Here is a 15,099-nt window from a genome sequence, read left to right as displayed (position 1 = left end):
TATTTTGAAAAAAAACATAACGAATCGAGTCTCTTTATGGCAGCTTAAGTCTTTGACCGCTGCTGTGCTCGCAGGTCTGGCTGGAAGTGTGACTCATGCTAGTCTCGAAAACCATGGTGACCTTGAGATATATAAAGGCCCACAAGAGGCGCTACCCGTTATTACCTTAATGCTAGATGTCTCCGGTAGTATGGATAAGATAGACGCACCTAGTGGCTGTCAGTACAGACCCTACTACTATTATTACACAGAAGATGATTATGGCTATACGACATATTATTGCAAAGTAGGAGATAATAAATATTATCGTCGTATTGATAACCTAAAAATGGGTGTATCTGATCTAGTCAAAGATCCTGATCTTAAAGATATTGTCAAACTTGGTATTGGCACCTACCCCCGTTCTGGTAGTGGAGATAAAAATAACGGTCATATTGATATACCTGCTAAAAAGCTCAATGCAGCACATAAGGCAGATATTGATAATTTTATTGCGACACTTTCTGCGAATGGTGGTACACCTGCTGCTCAAGCCTATGCCGAGGCAGGTGCCTATATGATGGGTACGACAACAAACAGTATTGTCGATACCCCATTCTCTTTATACAAAGATACATTTAAAAACTATAGAAATACAGGATTCGACAACACCTCGGATGGAGACCAGAAATGTACGGCTTGGGAGAGTATAGATAAAAGCTCGCTTAGCCCAGATAATAACTTTATAAAGTGTACGAATTGGCAAAATGTATCGAAATTAAATACTAATACTTTAGATAGAGACGGTCATGAAGTTTATGCAACTCAAAGAGATATTGAGGGCTGGGGCCGGTGGGCATATTATGTATATACCGATTTTTATAGACAAATAATTGCTGCAAATGATCCGCTGATTACGAGCAATAATATCGTTCCTTATCCATTGATAGATACGACTGTTACAAACTACGCATATAGCGGCTTTCCATATTCATCAGAGGATACCAAGACTGATGACGAGAAATACTATGTATCGCCTCTACCACCAAGTGATAAGACTTGTGCCGGTAACGGGATCTATTTCTTGACAGATGGTGTACCTAACCAATCGAGTGCAACCATTGCCACAACGGTGATGGATAATGCGCTGACACCTAGAGGGTCAACTACAGGTTCGTTATCCGTTACTTGCAGTAATGATTATAGAGGTGATAACTCTGGCTGGTCGTGCATGTCCGTTTTTGCCGATAAGCTATTGAATACGGATAATCCAAGTGGTATTGCAATCAAAACAGCGACTGTAGGCTTTGGGTCGGTTTATAATAGCATTCAGAATGCGACGACCAACGTGGACTGTAATGCAGGATCGAGTCCCGATGCTAGAAACTTATGTAATCTAGGGATCAACGGTCAAGGTGGTTTTTATTATGCAGAGAGCGCAGAGGATATCGTCAATAGTGTTAAGTCCTTGACAGGTAAGTTGACAACTGAGATACCACCGATCTCTACGGGTAGTATGGCCGTGCCGCTAGATGATCTTAATGTATCCACCTCACGCAAGTTTGCTTATCTACCAATCCTGGACCCAGACCCGTTATCTCCAAACAAGCTGTGGCGCGGCAACCTTAAAAAGTACAATGTAAAAAACGGTACGTTGGTCGATAAGAGCAATAAGCCAATCTTTACAGGTAAAGATGGTGAGTTTGCCTTAAATACCTCAGACTTGTACAACACTATTATAGATACCAGTCGCCTAGATGCTAGGAGCCCCGATTTGGCTAGGCCTCAGGTAGGTGGTACTTATCAGCATATCTTTGAAAACAATAACAGCCGCAAACTCTTTGTCAATCAAGGTGGTACTCTCAAAAATATCCGTACAGATGCGACAACCGCGGCTGCAAAGCCCGTAGGTTTTGATGCACTAGCTGGCTATACTGATACGCAAAAGCAGCAATTGCTGAACTTCTTAGGCTTCCCCGTAGCCAACTCATTGACGATCAATGATAATACAGCGATTGGCGTGCCATTTGATCGGAATAAAAAACAGTTGGGAGGGGTGCTGCATTCGTTACCCCAACTTATTTCCAAAAAAGCAGCGTTAAAAGCAGATGGCTCTATAGACAATACTAAACGTGAAGACTATGTACTGTATGGCTCTCTTGACGGTGCTTTACATGTCGTGAGAGATACAAGCTCTGGTTCAGATAAAGCGGGTGAAGAAGTATTCACTTTTATACCGAAGCACGTGCTAGAGCAACAAGGCGCAAGCTTTGTTGACCCTGATACGGTGGCGCAAAATCCGATATTTGGTGTGGATGGCCCATGGTCGGTATTCAACAATTATAAGTATTCAGATACAAAAGTTACTGCATTGCAGACGCTTGCCTTTGGCGGCTTGCGTATGGGCGGTTCTATGTACTATGGTTTGAACCTGTCTGATCTTAGCGACCCTGAGTTGATATATTCAGTCGGCTCTACTTATGCAATGGATGGAAGTGCCAATGCTAAGGGCATAAAAAATGACGCCGTCGCTAATGCCACCACCAATACGAGCCAGCAAAAAGCTTATGCAAGAATGGGGTTGAGCTTTGCACAGCCCAGTGTCGGCTACGTGATGAGAGATGGTAAACGCGTTATGGTGAACTTTTTGGCAGGCGGCTATGATCGTTGCTATGAAGATCCAAAGTTCCAACTAGGCTCAGGTATTACAACGAACACAGTCGCAGGATGTAATGGTAAGACTGCCGCTCAAGGCAATGGCATCTATATGGTGCAAGTTGGTGAAGAAAAAGTCGATAGCACATCAGAGACGAATCCTGATGCCAGTAACGAAAGTAGCTTTGATACGACGTCTGGCAACGGCGACTTGCTATGGTGGACAAGCAGCTCTAACAACGGCGCTGGCAATGCCAACTTCACCAAAGTGACAGATATGAACCACAGTGTCGTGACCGAAATCCGAGTATTAGATCGTAACTATGATGGCTTGACTGATCAGCTGGTTTTTGCAGATTTAGGAGGAAGGGTATGGCGTGTCGATATTAATAGCGCTGAAGATGCAGATGACTTTGCAGTAGAGCGAGTGACAAAGTTACTTGATTTGTCTGCTAGTGGCAGCAATGCTGCATCGAGCGGCACTGATGCCCTACCAAGAATTTATGAAAAACCGTTAGTGACGTTTACTCGATTGGGTGAAGGTACCGACATCGTTGGTCTTGTGACGGTAGGTACAGGCGATAGAAGCTCTCCTGTACGCGCTCAGCGAAACGTAGCAGATCGCATCTATACCTTTGTCGATCGTGATATCGCGCGCCCAGATCTGTTTTGCTACGATGTACAAGACACACCAGATGATGAGTGCGATGGGGTAACGACCACTCTCGCCCAGCCATCAGCGATTACCCCTGCTGACTTAGTACCATTGACTAGCAATAACTCTGGCGAGTTTACCAATACCCAGACTATTAAGACACAAATGGACAGCTATACGAAATTAGGCTGGTATCTGCCACTGACGATGTGGTCAGAAAAAACGACTTCTGGTACTCAGGCAGTAACGACTAACAATAGAGGTCTTAAGATGTTCAATCAGCCTGATGCTATTGCAGGGCTGTTATTTACGACGGTTTATAACCCCAATGTAGGCGATACGTCAGGTGTTTGTTCTGCTGGCGTGACTGGCCGTACTCAGCGAGAGCAGTTATGCTTGCCTTATGGTGTTTGCTTGAGCAAGGATGTGGACTCAGATGGTGCGCTGACGGGAGACTGGGCAGTGCGCAAGACTCGTTATGTCTCTAATGCTGGTATCGGTATCGTAGACAATATCATCGCAGATGGTAACTTCGATGGAGATACACAAAATAGTGTGGTAGTGCTAGAAAACTACTGTGAGGGTGGTGATTGTAGTGATGGTAAAGTCAATCTTGAAGTCAACCCATTGACAGAAGGGCTAAACTGTCAAGGTACCAGTTGTCAAGTGGTTACCGACTCACGTATAGATCCAATGCAATGGAAGGAGAGATAAGTGAATCGACCTTCAGAGTCTGGGTTTACCATTATTGAGCTGATGGTAGTAGTCGTGATAATAGGTATCCTGGCTGCTATTGCGGTACCGTCTTATCGGCAGTATGTACGAAAAAACGCTCAAAGCGAAGCCGAGTCGCGTATGCTAGCACTAGGCGTAGAGCTGGAGCGGTGGCGAGCCAAGACTCTGACTTACGGCGGCTTTGTACCCAATAGAGGCTGGTCGGCTACTGCTGATACAGTCTATACACCTAGTGGTAGTACTGCCGCCAATCATCAGTATGCGATAAGAGTCATGCATGTGAGCTCAGGTAGCACACCTACCGCAGTGTCGCTATCTACCGCATCTCCTGCAAATAGTTGGGTCATGGTAGCAACGCCGCGCACGGGTAGTCTGGTCGCAGACAATCCTATGCTAGCCTATACCAGTCAAGGGGTACAGTGTGCATCCAAAGCCAGTGACATCATGGTGGCGGCTGGATCAGAGCAGAACTGCGGAGAGGGGAGTGAACCATGGTAAAACGCAGCCGACAAGGCTTTACTCTGATAGAGCTGATGATCGTCGTCGCCATCATCGGTGTACTCGCAGCGATTGCATATCCTAGTTATCAGTCTTATGTCATAAAGACCAAGCGCGTCGATATGATGACGGAAATGCAGCAGATAGCATCAAGAATAGAAGCCAATAAAATCACATATAGACGCTATGATCGTATCCCGCTCAGTGAGATATTTAGCAATACGGTGAGTGGTGCAGGTACTACCTTTCCTAATAATGGGACAGCGCTTTATACTGTTGAGATTACTGCCGTTGACAGGACGCCGTTTGATGACAGGGACTGGATCCTCACTGCTAATCCTATATCAGGTACTCAAATGGAAGATGATGGTGTGCTTACTCTCAATTTTGAGGGGGAAAAATGCCGAGGCAGTGATACGGATACGGATACGGATCAGGTATGTGGGTTTGGTGATGAGTGGAATGACTAAAAAATAGTTTGACAACTGACAATTATTGTCAGTTATCGTGAGCCAAAGTAGCTGCCATTGACATAAACTGACACTTTTAGGTATGCTTAGCGTAACAATTAGTGTCAGTAGATAACAGTATGGTAAGTATCTACATCAAAGTATAGATAAATAGCGATAAAAATTGGGCACTTAGCATATATACCTAATATGACTAATGATATTGGCACGCTATATGCATCTATTAGAGCACGAAAGACCAATACATTATATCCAATACCTAACATAACGAAAGATAACGCGAGCGAATATCCGTTATCTTTATCCTCTCTAAAGGAGTTCTTATGAACGCTCAAAAAGGTTTTACCCTCATCGAACTAATGATCGTGGTTGCTATCATCGGTATCCTAGCTGCGATCGCTGTTCCTCAATATCGTGAATACGTGGCAACTTCGTATGGTGCGGCTGCGATGGGTGGAGTGAATAACTTTATAACTAAAACACAAGCTTGTATTCAAACAGGTATTGGGTGCGACTCTGTAAATGCTGAATTAACAACTACAGCAATAGCAGACGCTGTCCCCACTTCAAAAACACAAGTATATAAGACGGCCGATGGTATCGCAGAACAAGCAGCAGCAGTAATATATGGTGTAAATAAGGGCTGCCTTATCCAAGCAGCTTTAGATACCAATGGTACTGTAACTTATTCAGTGGGTGATGTCAAAACTACAAAAGCTGCTACTGCGGCAGCTACTGATCCTCAGTGTAAATCTGGAGCTAAAATCGACTAGCAAGCATAAATTGGAGCTTTAGCAAGAGTAGGCTGGGCTTCTAGCCCAGCTTAAATGATGCAAAGTTACCATGCTGGGCTAAAGCCGCAGCCTACAAAGAGTTTCGTTTCATATCAAAAAGCCAAACGCTCTGTTTGGCTTTTTGTATTTAAAATTATTCAAAATTTTTTGCATCAAATATTTGCAAGGTTAATATGCTGGGCAAAATGCCCAGCCTACACAGATTAAACGATTCCCAAAGCCTATAAAGTTAAGCCAAGATATTAGCTTACACGTCATATCGAATGTTGATATTTTTATCATTTTCATCCGTTCCCCAATCAGAGGGATACACGCCTTTTTTAATCAATTTATGCAACGTAGAGTACTGCCAATTTTGAGGATTGGTGACGTAGCCATGCTTAACAGGATTATGATGAATATAATCCATATGTTGCCGATAGTCAGCGTCATCACGGATACGATGTTCCCAAAATCGTCGTTGCCAAATACCACGCTCTCTTTTTGCTTGTCGTGAAGGAGTAATGGCTTCGTTTTTAGTGATTTGCCTAGAGAATTGGCTTTTGATACTCGCCACTATGACAGCGTAATTATCAGAATTTGGTGGCAAAGTAATCATGATATGGACGTGGTCAGGAAGGACGACCATAGCGTCTAATTTGAATTGGTGGTGTTGAATGGTTTTAACGTAGGCATCACGAAACTTATCAATATGAGTCAATAAGAGTGACGACTTTCTATCCAGTAGATTAAAGGTCAAAAAATAACAACCGCCTTGGGTTTTGTCACGAATGTAGTTTCTCATAAGGCAATCAGTGTATAGACGAGGTGATGGGCGTAGGTAGGCTGGGCTTTTTAGCCCAGCTCAAATCATGCAAAGTTACCATGCTAGGCTAAAGTCACAGCCTACGCGATACGAATTGGAGTTAGGTTATAAATAAAAAGGCTGAGCCAAAAGCCCAGCCTACATAGTATCCAAAGTATCAGTTGTTGCCTACTTCTCTAAATACTGAATTTTACCCTCGACGCCGTCCCATTTGGCGGCTTCTGGCATCTGCTCTTTCATCTCTGTGATGTTTGGCCATTTTTGCGCCAGCTCTTCATTGAGCTGAGTGAACATCTCTTGCCCCTTTGGTACTTCATCTTCTGAGAATATCGCATTGGCTGGACATTCAGGCTCACATAGCGCGCAGTCGATACACTCATCAGGGTCGATAGCGAGGAAGTTCGGGCCTTCATAAAAGCAGTCCACAGGGCAGACTTCCACACAGTCGGTGTATTTGCAAAGAATGCAGTTATCTGTAACGACAAAGGTCATAGTGATGTCTACCTGTTATTGATTTGGCTGATATGGTGCCTGTATCGTCAGCGCCTACCGCGGCGAGCATGACGGCGATCGCGATACTCAATCGTCGCGGCAGTCTGCCTAATAATGCACCATAGGGACTAGAGTAACTAAAAAACTAGATTGACTAAAAACAAGCCACATTTTAGCGCCTTTATGCTGATTTGACAATTCCCTTTAGTGACTAATGATATCCTTAAGATGATAGAGCAGATCATGCGCTTGTTTGGGCGTTAGGTTGTCAGGGTTGATGGCTGCCAGCTCGTCTTGTAAGCTAAATAGCTGATTTTGCTGTGGAATATCTGCCCCTGCTTGCTCATAGCTTAGAGGGTTGGCCTCTATGGTGGTCAGCGGTCTTTGATCATCAGGCTGGCAATTATCCGTTCGCGACTTAGCTAAGTCGCTTTTGTCATCAACGGCTTGAGCGTCATCAACGCATTGGGAGTCATCAACGCTTTGAGTATTCGCCACCATCGTTGGATGATCGCGCAAGTAGCGTTTGGCGTCACCAATCACCGATGGCGGAATGCCGGCCATCTTGGCGACATGGAGGCCAAAGCTAGAGCTGGCCGCGCCGTCACGGATTTGGTGCAGCAGTAGTAATTGCCCATCGATTTCACTGGCGGCGACATGGACGTTACGAATACCTTTATTTTGCGCAGCCAATTGTGTCAGCTCAAAGTAGTGGGTGGCAAACAGGGTCAAGCAGCCGATCTCAAGCAGCCGGTTGACACAAGCGTGGGCAATCGCCAGCCCGTCGGTGGTGGCGGTACCGCGGCCGACTTCATCCATGAGCACCAGTGATTTATCGGTCGCTTGGTTTAAGATATTGGCCGTCTCGATCATCTCGACCATAAAGGTAGACTTACCACCTGCCAGATCATCAGCCGAGCCAATACGGGTAAAGATGCGGTCGATATCACCGATACGCGCGCTGGCCGCTGGCACAAAGCTGCCACAGTGCGCGAGCAAGACAATAAGAGCGGTCTGGCGCATATAGGTAGATTTGCCGCCCATATTGGGGCCTGTGATCATCAGTAGGCGCTCAGGATGTCCTTCTTTAGTATTGGCACTGCCTAGCGCGCAGTCGTTGGCGACAAAGGCATGGGCGCGCGCAGGTTTGCTGGGGTGTTGGCTGAGGTTTTGGCTAAAGGTCTGCGTTGCGCCTTGCTCGGCTGGGCTGCTGGTATTATCGGGGGTTAATGCCGCCTCGACCACCACATGGCGGCCTTGCTGGATGTCGATACTGCTCTGGTCGATACTGGCCTGGCTGCTGTTTTTTAATAAGTTGCCATCGTTTGAATCGTTAGTCATAACGGGACGTTGCCAATTATAAAGGGTCGCAAGCTGCGCCCAGTTGCTGAGCACATCTATTTGAGCGATGGCAGCGCTTAGCTGCTGCAATGCGGCCAAATGACTACTGAGTATCATCAGCAGCTCATGATATAGCTGTTTTTCGCGAGCCAGTGCTAAGCTTTGTGCGCTTAGGTACTCAGTCTCGACTTCCTTTAGCTCATCGGTGATAAAACGCTCACTACTCTTGAGCGTCTGCCGCCTGATAAAGTGCGCGGGTGCGTTTTTGGCTTGCATTTTGGGCAGCTCAAAATAAAAGCCGCTGACTTTATTAAACCCGACTTTTAGACTGGGTAGCTGGTTGTCCTGACGGGCGCGCGCGACCATCTCATCTAGTGTCACTTGGATATTGTCATGTAGGTGTGTGAGGCGATCAAACTCGGCATCATAGCCTGCTGCCAGCATACCGCCATCGCGGATATGAGCAGGCGGCTCTGGGATAATGGCACGCTCGATCAGCTCGGCGACAGATTGTACCGCAGGTAGCTGCGCGGGCAGTTGCTGCATGAGCATGGCCAGCAGTCCTGCCTGCTGGTGATGGATACCTGCTTGCTCTAATAAGGTGCTCAGCTGCGCGCTGCTGTTGATACTGTCCACCAGTTTGCGCAAGTCTCGCGGTTTGGCGCTCATCAGGCCGATACGGCTGGTGATGCGCTCGATATCACCGATGGCGCTTAGCGTGTCGCGTAAATTATTGACCAGTGAGGGACGACTGTGCTTGCTGCTGTCAGCTGGGTTGTCTGCTTGCAAAATTTTGTCTATGGCGTCTAGGCGCATATTGATACGCGCATGCTGGCGCAAGGGGCGTTTCATTTGCTGCACCAGCAGGCGGCGTCCCATCGGCGTTTGGCAGTGACCCACGACCGAGACCAGCGATGTACCGCTGCTACTGACTGGAGCAAACAGCTCAAGGTTTTGCTGGCTACCGGCATCGATGATCAAATAATCATCGCTAAACTCGACGATAAGCTGATTGACCTGCGGCACATGACGCTGCTGGGTTTGCTGCGCATAATGAATCAAGGCGGCACAGCTAGACTGGCTAAGCGGCGCGTCATGGATACCAAGCCCATCGAGACGCTGCACCCCAAATTGCTGACAAAGGGTATCTGCGGCATGGTCGCGGTGAAAGTCATTGGCAGCGACTTCGATGATCGGGCAGTCCAGGTGTTGTCGCAGCCATAGCGGCCAGTCGGTATCAGCACTGCCAGTAGCATCGCTCAGTGCTTCGCTGATGATACATTCGCTAGGGGCGAAGCGGGCGAGCACCGTCAGCATCTGCGTTCGTAGGTCATCGTAGTCATCATGATTGGCGCTCAGACTCTGAGTGGTCAGGGTGCCAGCGGCTAAGTCGAGCTGACTGACGGCGGCCTGTAGTGGCTGCTTGCTGTTTGCGCGCGGCTGGGCGATATCGATTGCCACCACGGTCGGCGTGTGGTTGGGCGCGATCAGCGCGTCATCCGTGATGGTGCCTGCGGTCAGCGTTTTGACCACCTCACGGCGCATGATACCAGTGGCCTTGCTACTCTTTTTTTGTTTATCGCCCATCGCCGATGGGGCGGATGAGGGGCTGGCTGCATCGGTTGATGCGTCGTCCACTTGCTCACAGACGACCACTGTCTGACCTGCCGCGATGAGCCGCGCCATGTAGCTGTCGGCGGCATGAAACGGCACACCCGCCATGGCAATGGTATTGCCTGCTTTGTCGGTGCCGCGGCGCGTGAGCGTGATGTCTAGTATCTGTGCGGCGCGCTTGGCATCATCAAAAAACAGCTCATAAAAATCACCCATCCGGTATAGCAGCAGCGCTTGTGGATAGTTGGCTTTCATGGTTAGATATTGCACCATCATCGGCGTGTGATCGGCCAAATGATAAACAGTATCGCCGATAAGTAGCTGATCGGCGTCTGCAGATTTGGCAGCGCTTGCCTTGGATAAAGGCTGTTTGGCCGCGGTATCTGTTGTGGGCGCAGGATGGCTAATACGAGCGTGCGGGGCAGAGGTGTTGACGGTCATGCAGAGTCTCTTATGGTACTTAAATGGGTTTGCTTAGAAAGAATGCGTATTTTTTAGAAAAAATCGAGGATGCAGGTTGGCAGTTATTTGCGTTTATTGATATCACCGAACAGCTGTTAAATTAAGGGTATAGGCGCTATTTTAACACGTTCAGCGCTGTTTTTACGTCGGCAAATATCTGCTCACAGCCCTTGTATCCATCAGCGTCATAACCATATATAATGACGGCACACTTAATTGGGCGATACTTAGTTAGGCGCAGTATCATAAAATAGCGCGCAGTATTAGATAAACTGCGCCGAGTGACGATAAGCACCAAGTAGGGTGCGACGCTAGGCATTGGCTAATGCGCACTAATTATCGAATATTTCCATAGGTCAAAAAATTATGTTATCAAAGATTATAGGCAGTGTGGTTGGCACCAAAAATGACCGCGAACTAAAACGCATGCGCCGGGTGGTCAGTAAGATCAACGCACAAGAGGCTGAGATACAGGCCCTGTCTGATGAGCAATTACAACAAAAAACTGCCGAGTTTAAAGCGCGGCACCAAAACGGCGAGAGTTTGGATGCGCTATTGCCAGAAGCGTTTGCTGTCTGCCGTGAGGCGTCATGGCGCGTCAATGGGATGCGCCACTATGATGTGCAGCTGATCGGTGGTATCACCTTGCACGAAGGCAAAATCGCCGAGATGAAAACAGGTGAAGGTAAAACCCTCATGGGTACCTTGGCCATGTATCTAAACGCCATCAGCGGCAAAGGCGTGCATCTGGTCACGGTCAACGACTATCTTGCGGCGCGTGATGCGGAGCTCAACCGTCCACTCTTTAACTTTTTGGGCATGACCGTCGGCGTGATTTACTCACAGCAGCCGCCACAAGAAAAAATCGACGCCTATCAAGCCGATATCACGTACGGTACCAACAACGAGTACGGTTTTGATTATTTGCGTGACAACATGGTGTTTAGCCTCGCTGAGAAAAAACAGCGCCCGCTGAATTTTTGTATCATCGATGAGATTGACTCAATCTTAATCGATGAGGCACGTACACCGCTGATTATCTCAGGGCAAGCCGAAGATTCTTCACGCATGTATGCGCTGATTAACACCATCATTCCACGGCTTAAGCGCTCAAAAGACGAAGAAGCCAATAAAAATAACGAAGACGAAGACTTTTGGATTGATGAAAAGAACCGTCAAATTGAGATTAGCGAAAAAGGCTATGAGAAAATTGAGCGTTTCTTAGTCGAAGTCGGTGAGCTTGGCGAAAACGAAAGCTTATATAGTCCAAGCCGTTTGCCGTTATTGGCTCACGTGCAAGCCGCCATTCGTGCGCATCATGTCTTTGTAAAAAATGTGCATTACATCGTTGATGAAGGCGAAGTGGTCATCGTTGATGAAAATACTGGTCGTACCATGCCGGGTCGTCGCTGGTCAGAAGGTCTACATCAAGCAGTAGAAGCCAAAGAAGGCGTCGATATTCAAGCAGAAAACCAAACGCTTGCGACCACCACATTCCAGAATTACTTCCGTCTTTATGACAAATTATCTGGTATGACGGGCACAGCAGATACCGAAGCGGCAGAATTCAAATCAACTTATGATTTAGATGTCATCGTCATTCCAACGCATGAGCCAATTGCTCGTATCGATATGGATGATCAGATTTTCTTGACCAAGCTAGGCAAGTACAAAGGCATTATCCGCGAAATTAAAGAAATTCAAGCCAAAGGTGCGCCAGTACTGGTTGGTACGGCGACGATTGAAGCCAGTGAAGAATTGTCTTATCTACTCGATCAAGAAGGCGTTAAGCACAATGTCTTGAATGCTAAGCAGCATGAGCGTGAGGCAGAAATTATCGCCCAAGCAGGTAGCCCAAAATCAGTCACTATTGCGACCAATATGGCAGGTCGTGGTACCGATATTATCCTTGGTGGTAATTGGCAGTCGTTTATTGAGGACATTGATGCGGTTAGCCCAGAGGAAATGCAGCGCTTAAAAGATCAATGGCAAGTCAAGCATGACAAAGTGGTTGAGGCAGGTGGTCTACATATTATTGGTTCTGAGCGCCATGAATCACGCCGTATTGATAACCAGTTGCGTGGTCGTGCCGGTCGTCAAGGTGACCCTGGTATGTCGCGTTTCTTCCTATCATTAGAAGATGACCTTATGCGTATCTTTGCAGGCGATCGCGTGGTCAATATGATGCGCGCCATGGGTCTTAAAGAAGACGAGGCCATCGAACACAAAATGGTTTCCAAGTCGATTGAGAACGCGCAGGGTAAAGTCGAAAGTCGTGATTTTGATGCCCGTAAAAACCTATTGAAATACGATGATGTTGCCAATGAACAGCGCAAAGTTATCTATGGCCAGCGTGATGACTTGTTGGCAGAGATGGATTTGCTCGAGGCTCTCGAAGTGATGCATCGTGAAGTTTATAACGCCATGATCAACCAGTTTATTCCACCGGGCTCTATTGATGACCAATGGAATGTCGATGGTTTAGAGGATGAGCTAGAAGATGAGTTCAAAATCTCGATGCCGATTAATGATTGGCTAGACGAAGATCGCCGCTTAGATGAAGAGGGACTGCGTGAAAAAATCATTCAAACAGCCTTAGAGCGCTATCATGGACGCCGTGAACAGATGGGTGAAAAAGACGCAGCTCAGCTGGAACGTCACTTTATGCTACAGAGTCTAGACAAGCACTGGAAAGAGCATCTAACACAGATGGACCAGTTACGTAAAGGTATTCATTTGCGTGGTTACGCACAAAAAAATCCAGAGCAAGAGTATAAGCGTGAGTCGTTTGAATTGTTCCAGATGATGTTGGGTGCGATTAAGTCTGAAACAGTACAAGATTTATCACGTGTACATATTCCTACCAAAGAAGAGCTAGAAGCATTGGAAGCGCAGCAACGTGAGAATGCTGCTCATATGCAAATGCAGTTCGAGCATAATGACATTGATAACTTAGATAGTGGCGCAAGCAACTCAGCTGCACAGTCGCAACCTGACAACCGTGCTGTAGCCAGTGCAGCAGCAGCGGCTTCGATAGCAGGGAGTACAGCTGGTGAGCCAAACCCATATGCAGGCTCAAACATCAGCCGTAATGCGCCTTGTCCGTGTGGCTCAGGCCTCAAATACAAACACTGTCATGGCAAAATTTAGCTCTAATAAGTAGGTGTGGACGCTAGGTACTGAATCGTTAGTAAAGATATATTAGCAATACTATAGGAAAAGCCCTTATCTAAAGTGGATAGGGGTTTTTTGGTATTTATTAAGACACGCACTAATACTCTCAGATATAGTCGCTGAACTACTAAGTCACTACGGCGTTATCCTTCTTAGATGTACTACTTGTACAATCTACAGTTGGCTGCCTTATACTCATTTTAGAGTTCTTTGACTATATGCTGTATTGATTTCTTACAAATTCAGCGTAGGCGTGTATTTATTGACAGGCTATAGTATTTAACAGATTTATTTGGAGAGTGTTATGAGTTTAGAGTTAGCAAAAGGGTTACGTCGTTCAATGGCGTTGACGGCACTGCTTGCTGGTGTGTTGTCTATCAGCGCCTGTCAGCAACAGCCAGAGACAGAGGGTGATATAGAAGACGGTATTAATACTGAAGAAACAGTACCAATGTCTGCTGAACCTGCTGAGCCGACTGAAGTGATCATTGATACTACAGATACATCGGTCGATGAAGTAGAAGGTGATGCGGCTATCTCGATGGATAGTGCTGCTGAAGATAGCGATGCTGATGAGGACACACCCTAAAACATTCACTATGGTCGAAGCAATAAAAAAAGCAACGTTATCGTTGCTTTTTTTATTACCGACTTTTGGCTCACTTATGCGTATTACTATCCTCATGATCTAAAAACCCTTCTTCTCGTACATCCAATTCTTCATGTTTCAGCGCTACTTGAATGGTATCGGTATGAGTATGCGTGGTTTTACTGATATCTATTTCTTGGACAGTATAGGTTTCCTTCATAATGGTAGCTACTTGGCGAGACAAGACCATTTCGATAGGGTCATCACCGATTTGTATTTGCTTACCATTAATGGTGATAACGGCTTTACTGTCCAATGATGGTTCAACATGACGCAATATATCCTGTTTGTCATAATCACCAGACAATAGGTCCTGACTTTCTGCATCATTGAACTCAGTGCGAATGGTAAGGTATTCTTCTACTAGCTCGATGGGTACATCAACGGTTCTAGTGCGCGCATGCTTAGTGACCGTGACTTTTCCGACATCCAAGCGTTCTTTGTTAATGACTGGACGTTCTTCTAGCAATTCTAAATAACCAGTTTTTTTTTCATCACTGATGCCTTTCTTGTCAGTTTGTTGATCAGGTGGTAAAACTTGATTTTTGTCTGATCTGTCTAGGCGCTTGTCTTTATTGTTATTAGTGGTCATCATCGTTTCCTTATAATTGAGCAATATTTATAGTTATACAGGAATGGAGGGCGAGTATTGAAAAATTTGGTTCATTTAACGTTATTATTTTTTGCGGGCGTTTTATCAGCAATGTTTAACATGGCTTAGATAGTCAAACCCATATAAATCTGCTACATCGTCATCCTCGCTGACCATACTAATA

Annotated in this window: 10 protein-coding genes; 6 read left to right on the top strand and 4 right to left on the bottom strand. The window is 46.3% G+C overall.

The window, feature by feature from the left end; translation table 11 throughout:
- The first annotated feature begins 4 nt into the window (after positions 1-4).
- The 4 genes from ACT3SX_RS00800 to ACT3SX_RS00785 all read left to right on the top strand — a co-directional run bounded on the left by ACT3SX_RS00800 (position 5) and on the right by ACT3SX_RS00785 (position 5,765).
- Positions 5-4,003, top strand: a complete 3,999-nt coding sequence (locus tag ACT3SX_RS00800) for a hypothetical protein (RefSeq protein WP_192518143.1) — start codon at positions 5-7, stop codon at positions 4,001-4,003.
- Positions 4,004-4,522: a type IV pilin protein gene (locus tag ACT3SX_RS00795; protein ID WP_442069607.1), complete on the top strand. Its 519-nt coding sequence runs from the start codon at positions 4,004-4,006 to the stop codon at positions 4,520-4,522.
- Entirely contained in the window at positions 4,516-4,992 is a 477-nt protein-coding gene (locus tag ACT3SX_RS00790; protein ID WP_192518142.1) for a type IV pilin protein, read from the top strand. The genes ACT3SX_RS00795 and ACT3SX_RS00790 overlap by 7 nt, the downstream gene beginning before the upstream one ends.
- 323 nt (positions 4,993-5,315) lie before the next feature.
- Positions 5,316-5,765, top strand: a complete 450-nt coding sequence (locus ACT3SX_RS00785; protein WP_442069606.1) for a prepilin-type N-terminal cleavage/methylation domain-containing protein — start codon at positions 5,316-5,318, stop codon at positions 5,763-5,765.
- Between the two features lie 268 nt (positions 5,766-6,033).
- Here the strand turns inward: ACT3SX_RS00785 and ACT3SX_RS00780 are convergent, their stop codons facing one another.
- From ACT3SX_RS00780 to mutS, 3 genes are all read right to left on the bottom strand, one after another.
- On the bottom strand, positions 6,034-6,570 hold the full coding sequence (locus tag ACT3SX_RS00780) for an REP-associated tyrosine transposase (RefSeq protein WP_442069605.1): 537 nt from the start codon (positions 6,568-6,570) through the stop codon (positions 6,034-6,036).
- A 189-nt stretch (positions 6,571-6,759) separates the two neighbouring features.
- The gene (gene fdxA, locus ACT3SX_RS00775) at positions 6,760-7,083 is read right to left on the bottom strand and encodes a ferredoxin FdxA (protein WP_192518140.1); all 324 of its coding nucleotides are present in this window, start codon (positions 7,081-7,083) and stop codon (positions 6,760-6,762) included.
- 204 nt (positions 7,084-7,287) lie between these two features.
- Positions 7,288-10,479: a DNA mismatch repair protein MutS gene (mutS, locus tag ACT3SX_RS00770; RefSeq protein ID WP_444761668.1), complete on the bottom strand. Its 3,192-nt coding sequence runs from the start codon at positions 10,477-10,479 to the stop codon at positions 7,288-7,290.
- A gap of 387 nt (positions 10,480-10,866) precedes the next feature.
- Between mutS and secA the strand changes: the two genes are divergently transcribed.
- A complete protein-coding gene (secA, locus tag ACT3SX_RS00765) occupies positions 10,867-13,650 on the top strand; it encodes a preprotein translocase subunit SecA (protein ID WP_442069604.1) in 2,784 nt (927 codons plus the stop codon).
- A gap of 328 nt (positions 13,651-13,978) precedes the next feature.
- The gene (locus ACT3SX_RS00760) at positions 13,979-14,263 is read left to right on the top strand and encodes a hypothetical protein (protein WP_192518137.1); all 285 of its coding nucleotides are present in this window, start codon (positions 13,979-13,981) and stop codon (positions 14,261-14,263) included.
- A 70-nt stretch (positions 14,264-14,333) separates the two neighbouring features.
- Here the strand turns inward: ACT3SX_RS00760 and ACT3SX_RS00755 are convergent, their stop codons facing one another.
- Positions 14,334-14,915, bottom strand: coding sequence for a YsnF/AvaK domain-containing protein (locus ACT3SX_RS00755; RefSeq protein WP_225739052.1), 582 nt, complete (start codon positions 14,913-14,915; stop codon positions 14,334-14,336).
- Positions 14,916-15,099: the final 184 nt, after the last annotated feature.

The organism is Psychrobacter sp. AOP31-B2-9 (genome assembly GCF_052378005.1).
Taxonomy (GTDB): Bacteria; Pseudomonadota; Gammaproteobacteria; order Pseudomonadales; family Moraxellaceae; genus Psychrobacter.
Note: the sequence above shows the minus strand (reverse complement) of the source record. Positions and strands in the feature narration are given on the sequence as shown.

Bases quoted from the DNA above. Each gene is read 5' to 3' on its own strand.
- ACT3SX_RS00790 (WP_192518142.1), top strand. From the start codon at position 4,516: ATGGTAAAACGCAGCCGACAAGGCTTTACTCTGATAGAGCTGATGATC.
- ACT3SX_RS00785 (WP_442069606.1), top strand. From the start codon at position 5,316: ATGAACGCTCAAAAAGGTTTTACCCTCATCGAACTAATGATCGTGGTT.
- ACT3SX_RS00780 (WP_442069605.1), bottom strand. From the start codon at position 6,570: ATGAGAAACTACATTCGTGACAAAACCCAAGGCGGTTGTTATTTTTTG.
- fdxA (WP_192518140.1), bottom strand. From the start codon at position 7,083: ATGACCTTTGTCGTTACAGATAACTGCATTCTTTGCAAATACACCGAC.
- mutS (WP_444761668.1), bottom strand. From the start codon at position 10,479: ATGACCGTCAACACCTCTGCCCCGCACGCTCGTATTAGCCATCCTGCG.
- secA (WP_442069604.1), top strand. From the start codon at position 10,867: ATGTTATCAAAGATTATAGGCAGTGTGGTTGGCACCAAAAATGACCGC.
- ACT3SX_RS00760 (WP_192518137.1), top strand. From the start codon at position 13,979: ATGAGTTTAGAGTTAGCAAAAGGGTTACGTCGTTCAATGGCGTTGACG.
- ACT3SX_RS00755 (WP_225739052.1), bottom strand. From the start codon at position 14,915: ATGACCACTAATAACAATAAAGACAAGCGCCTAGACAGATCAGACAAA.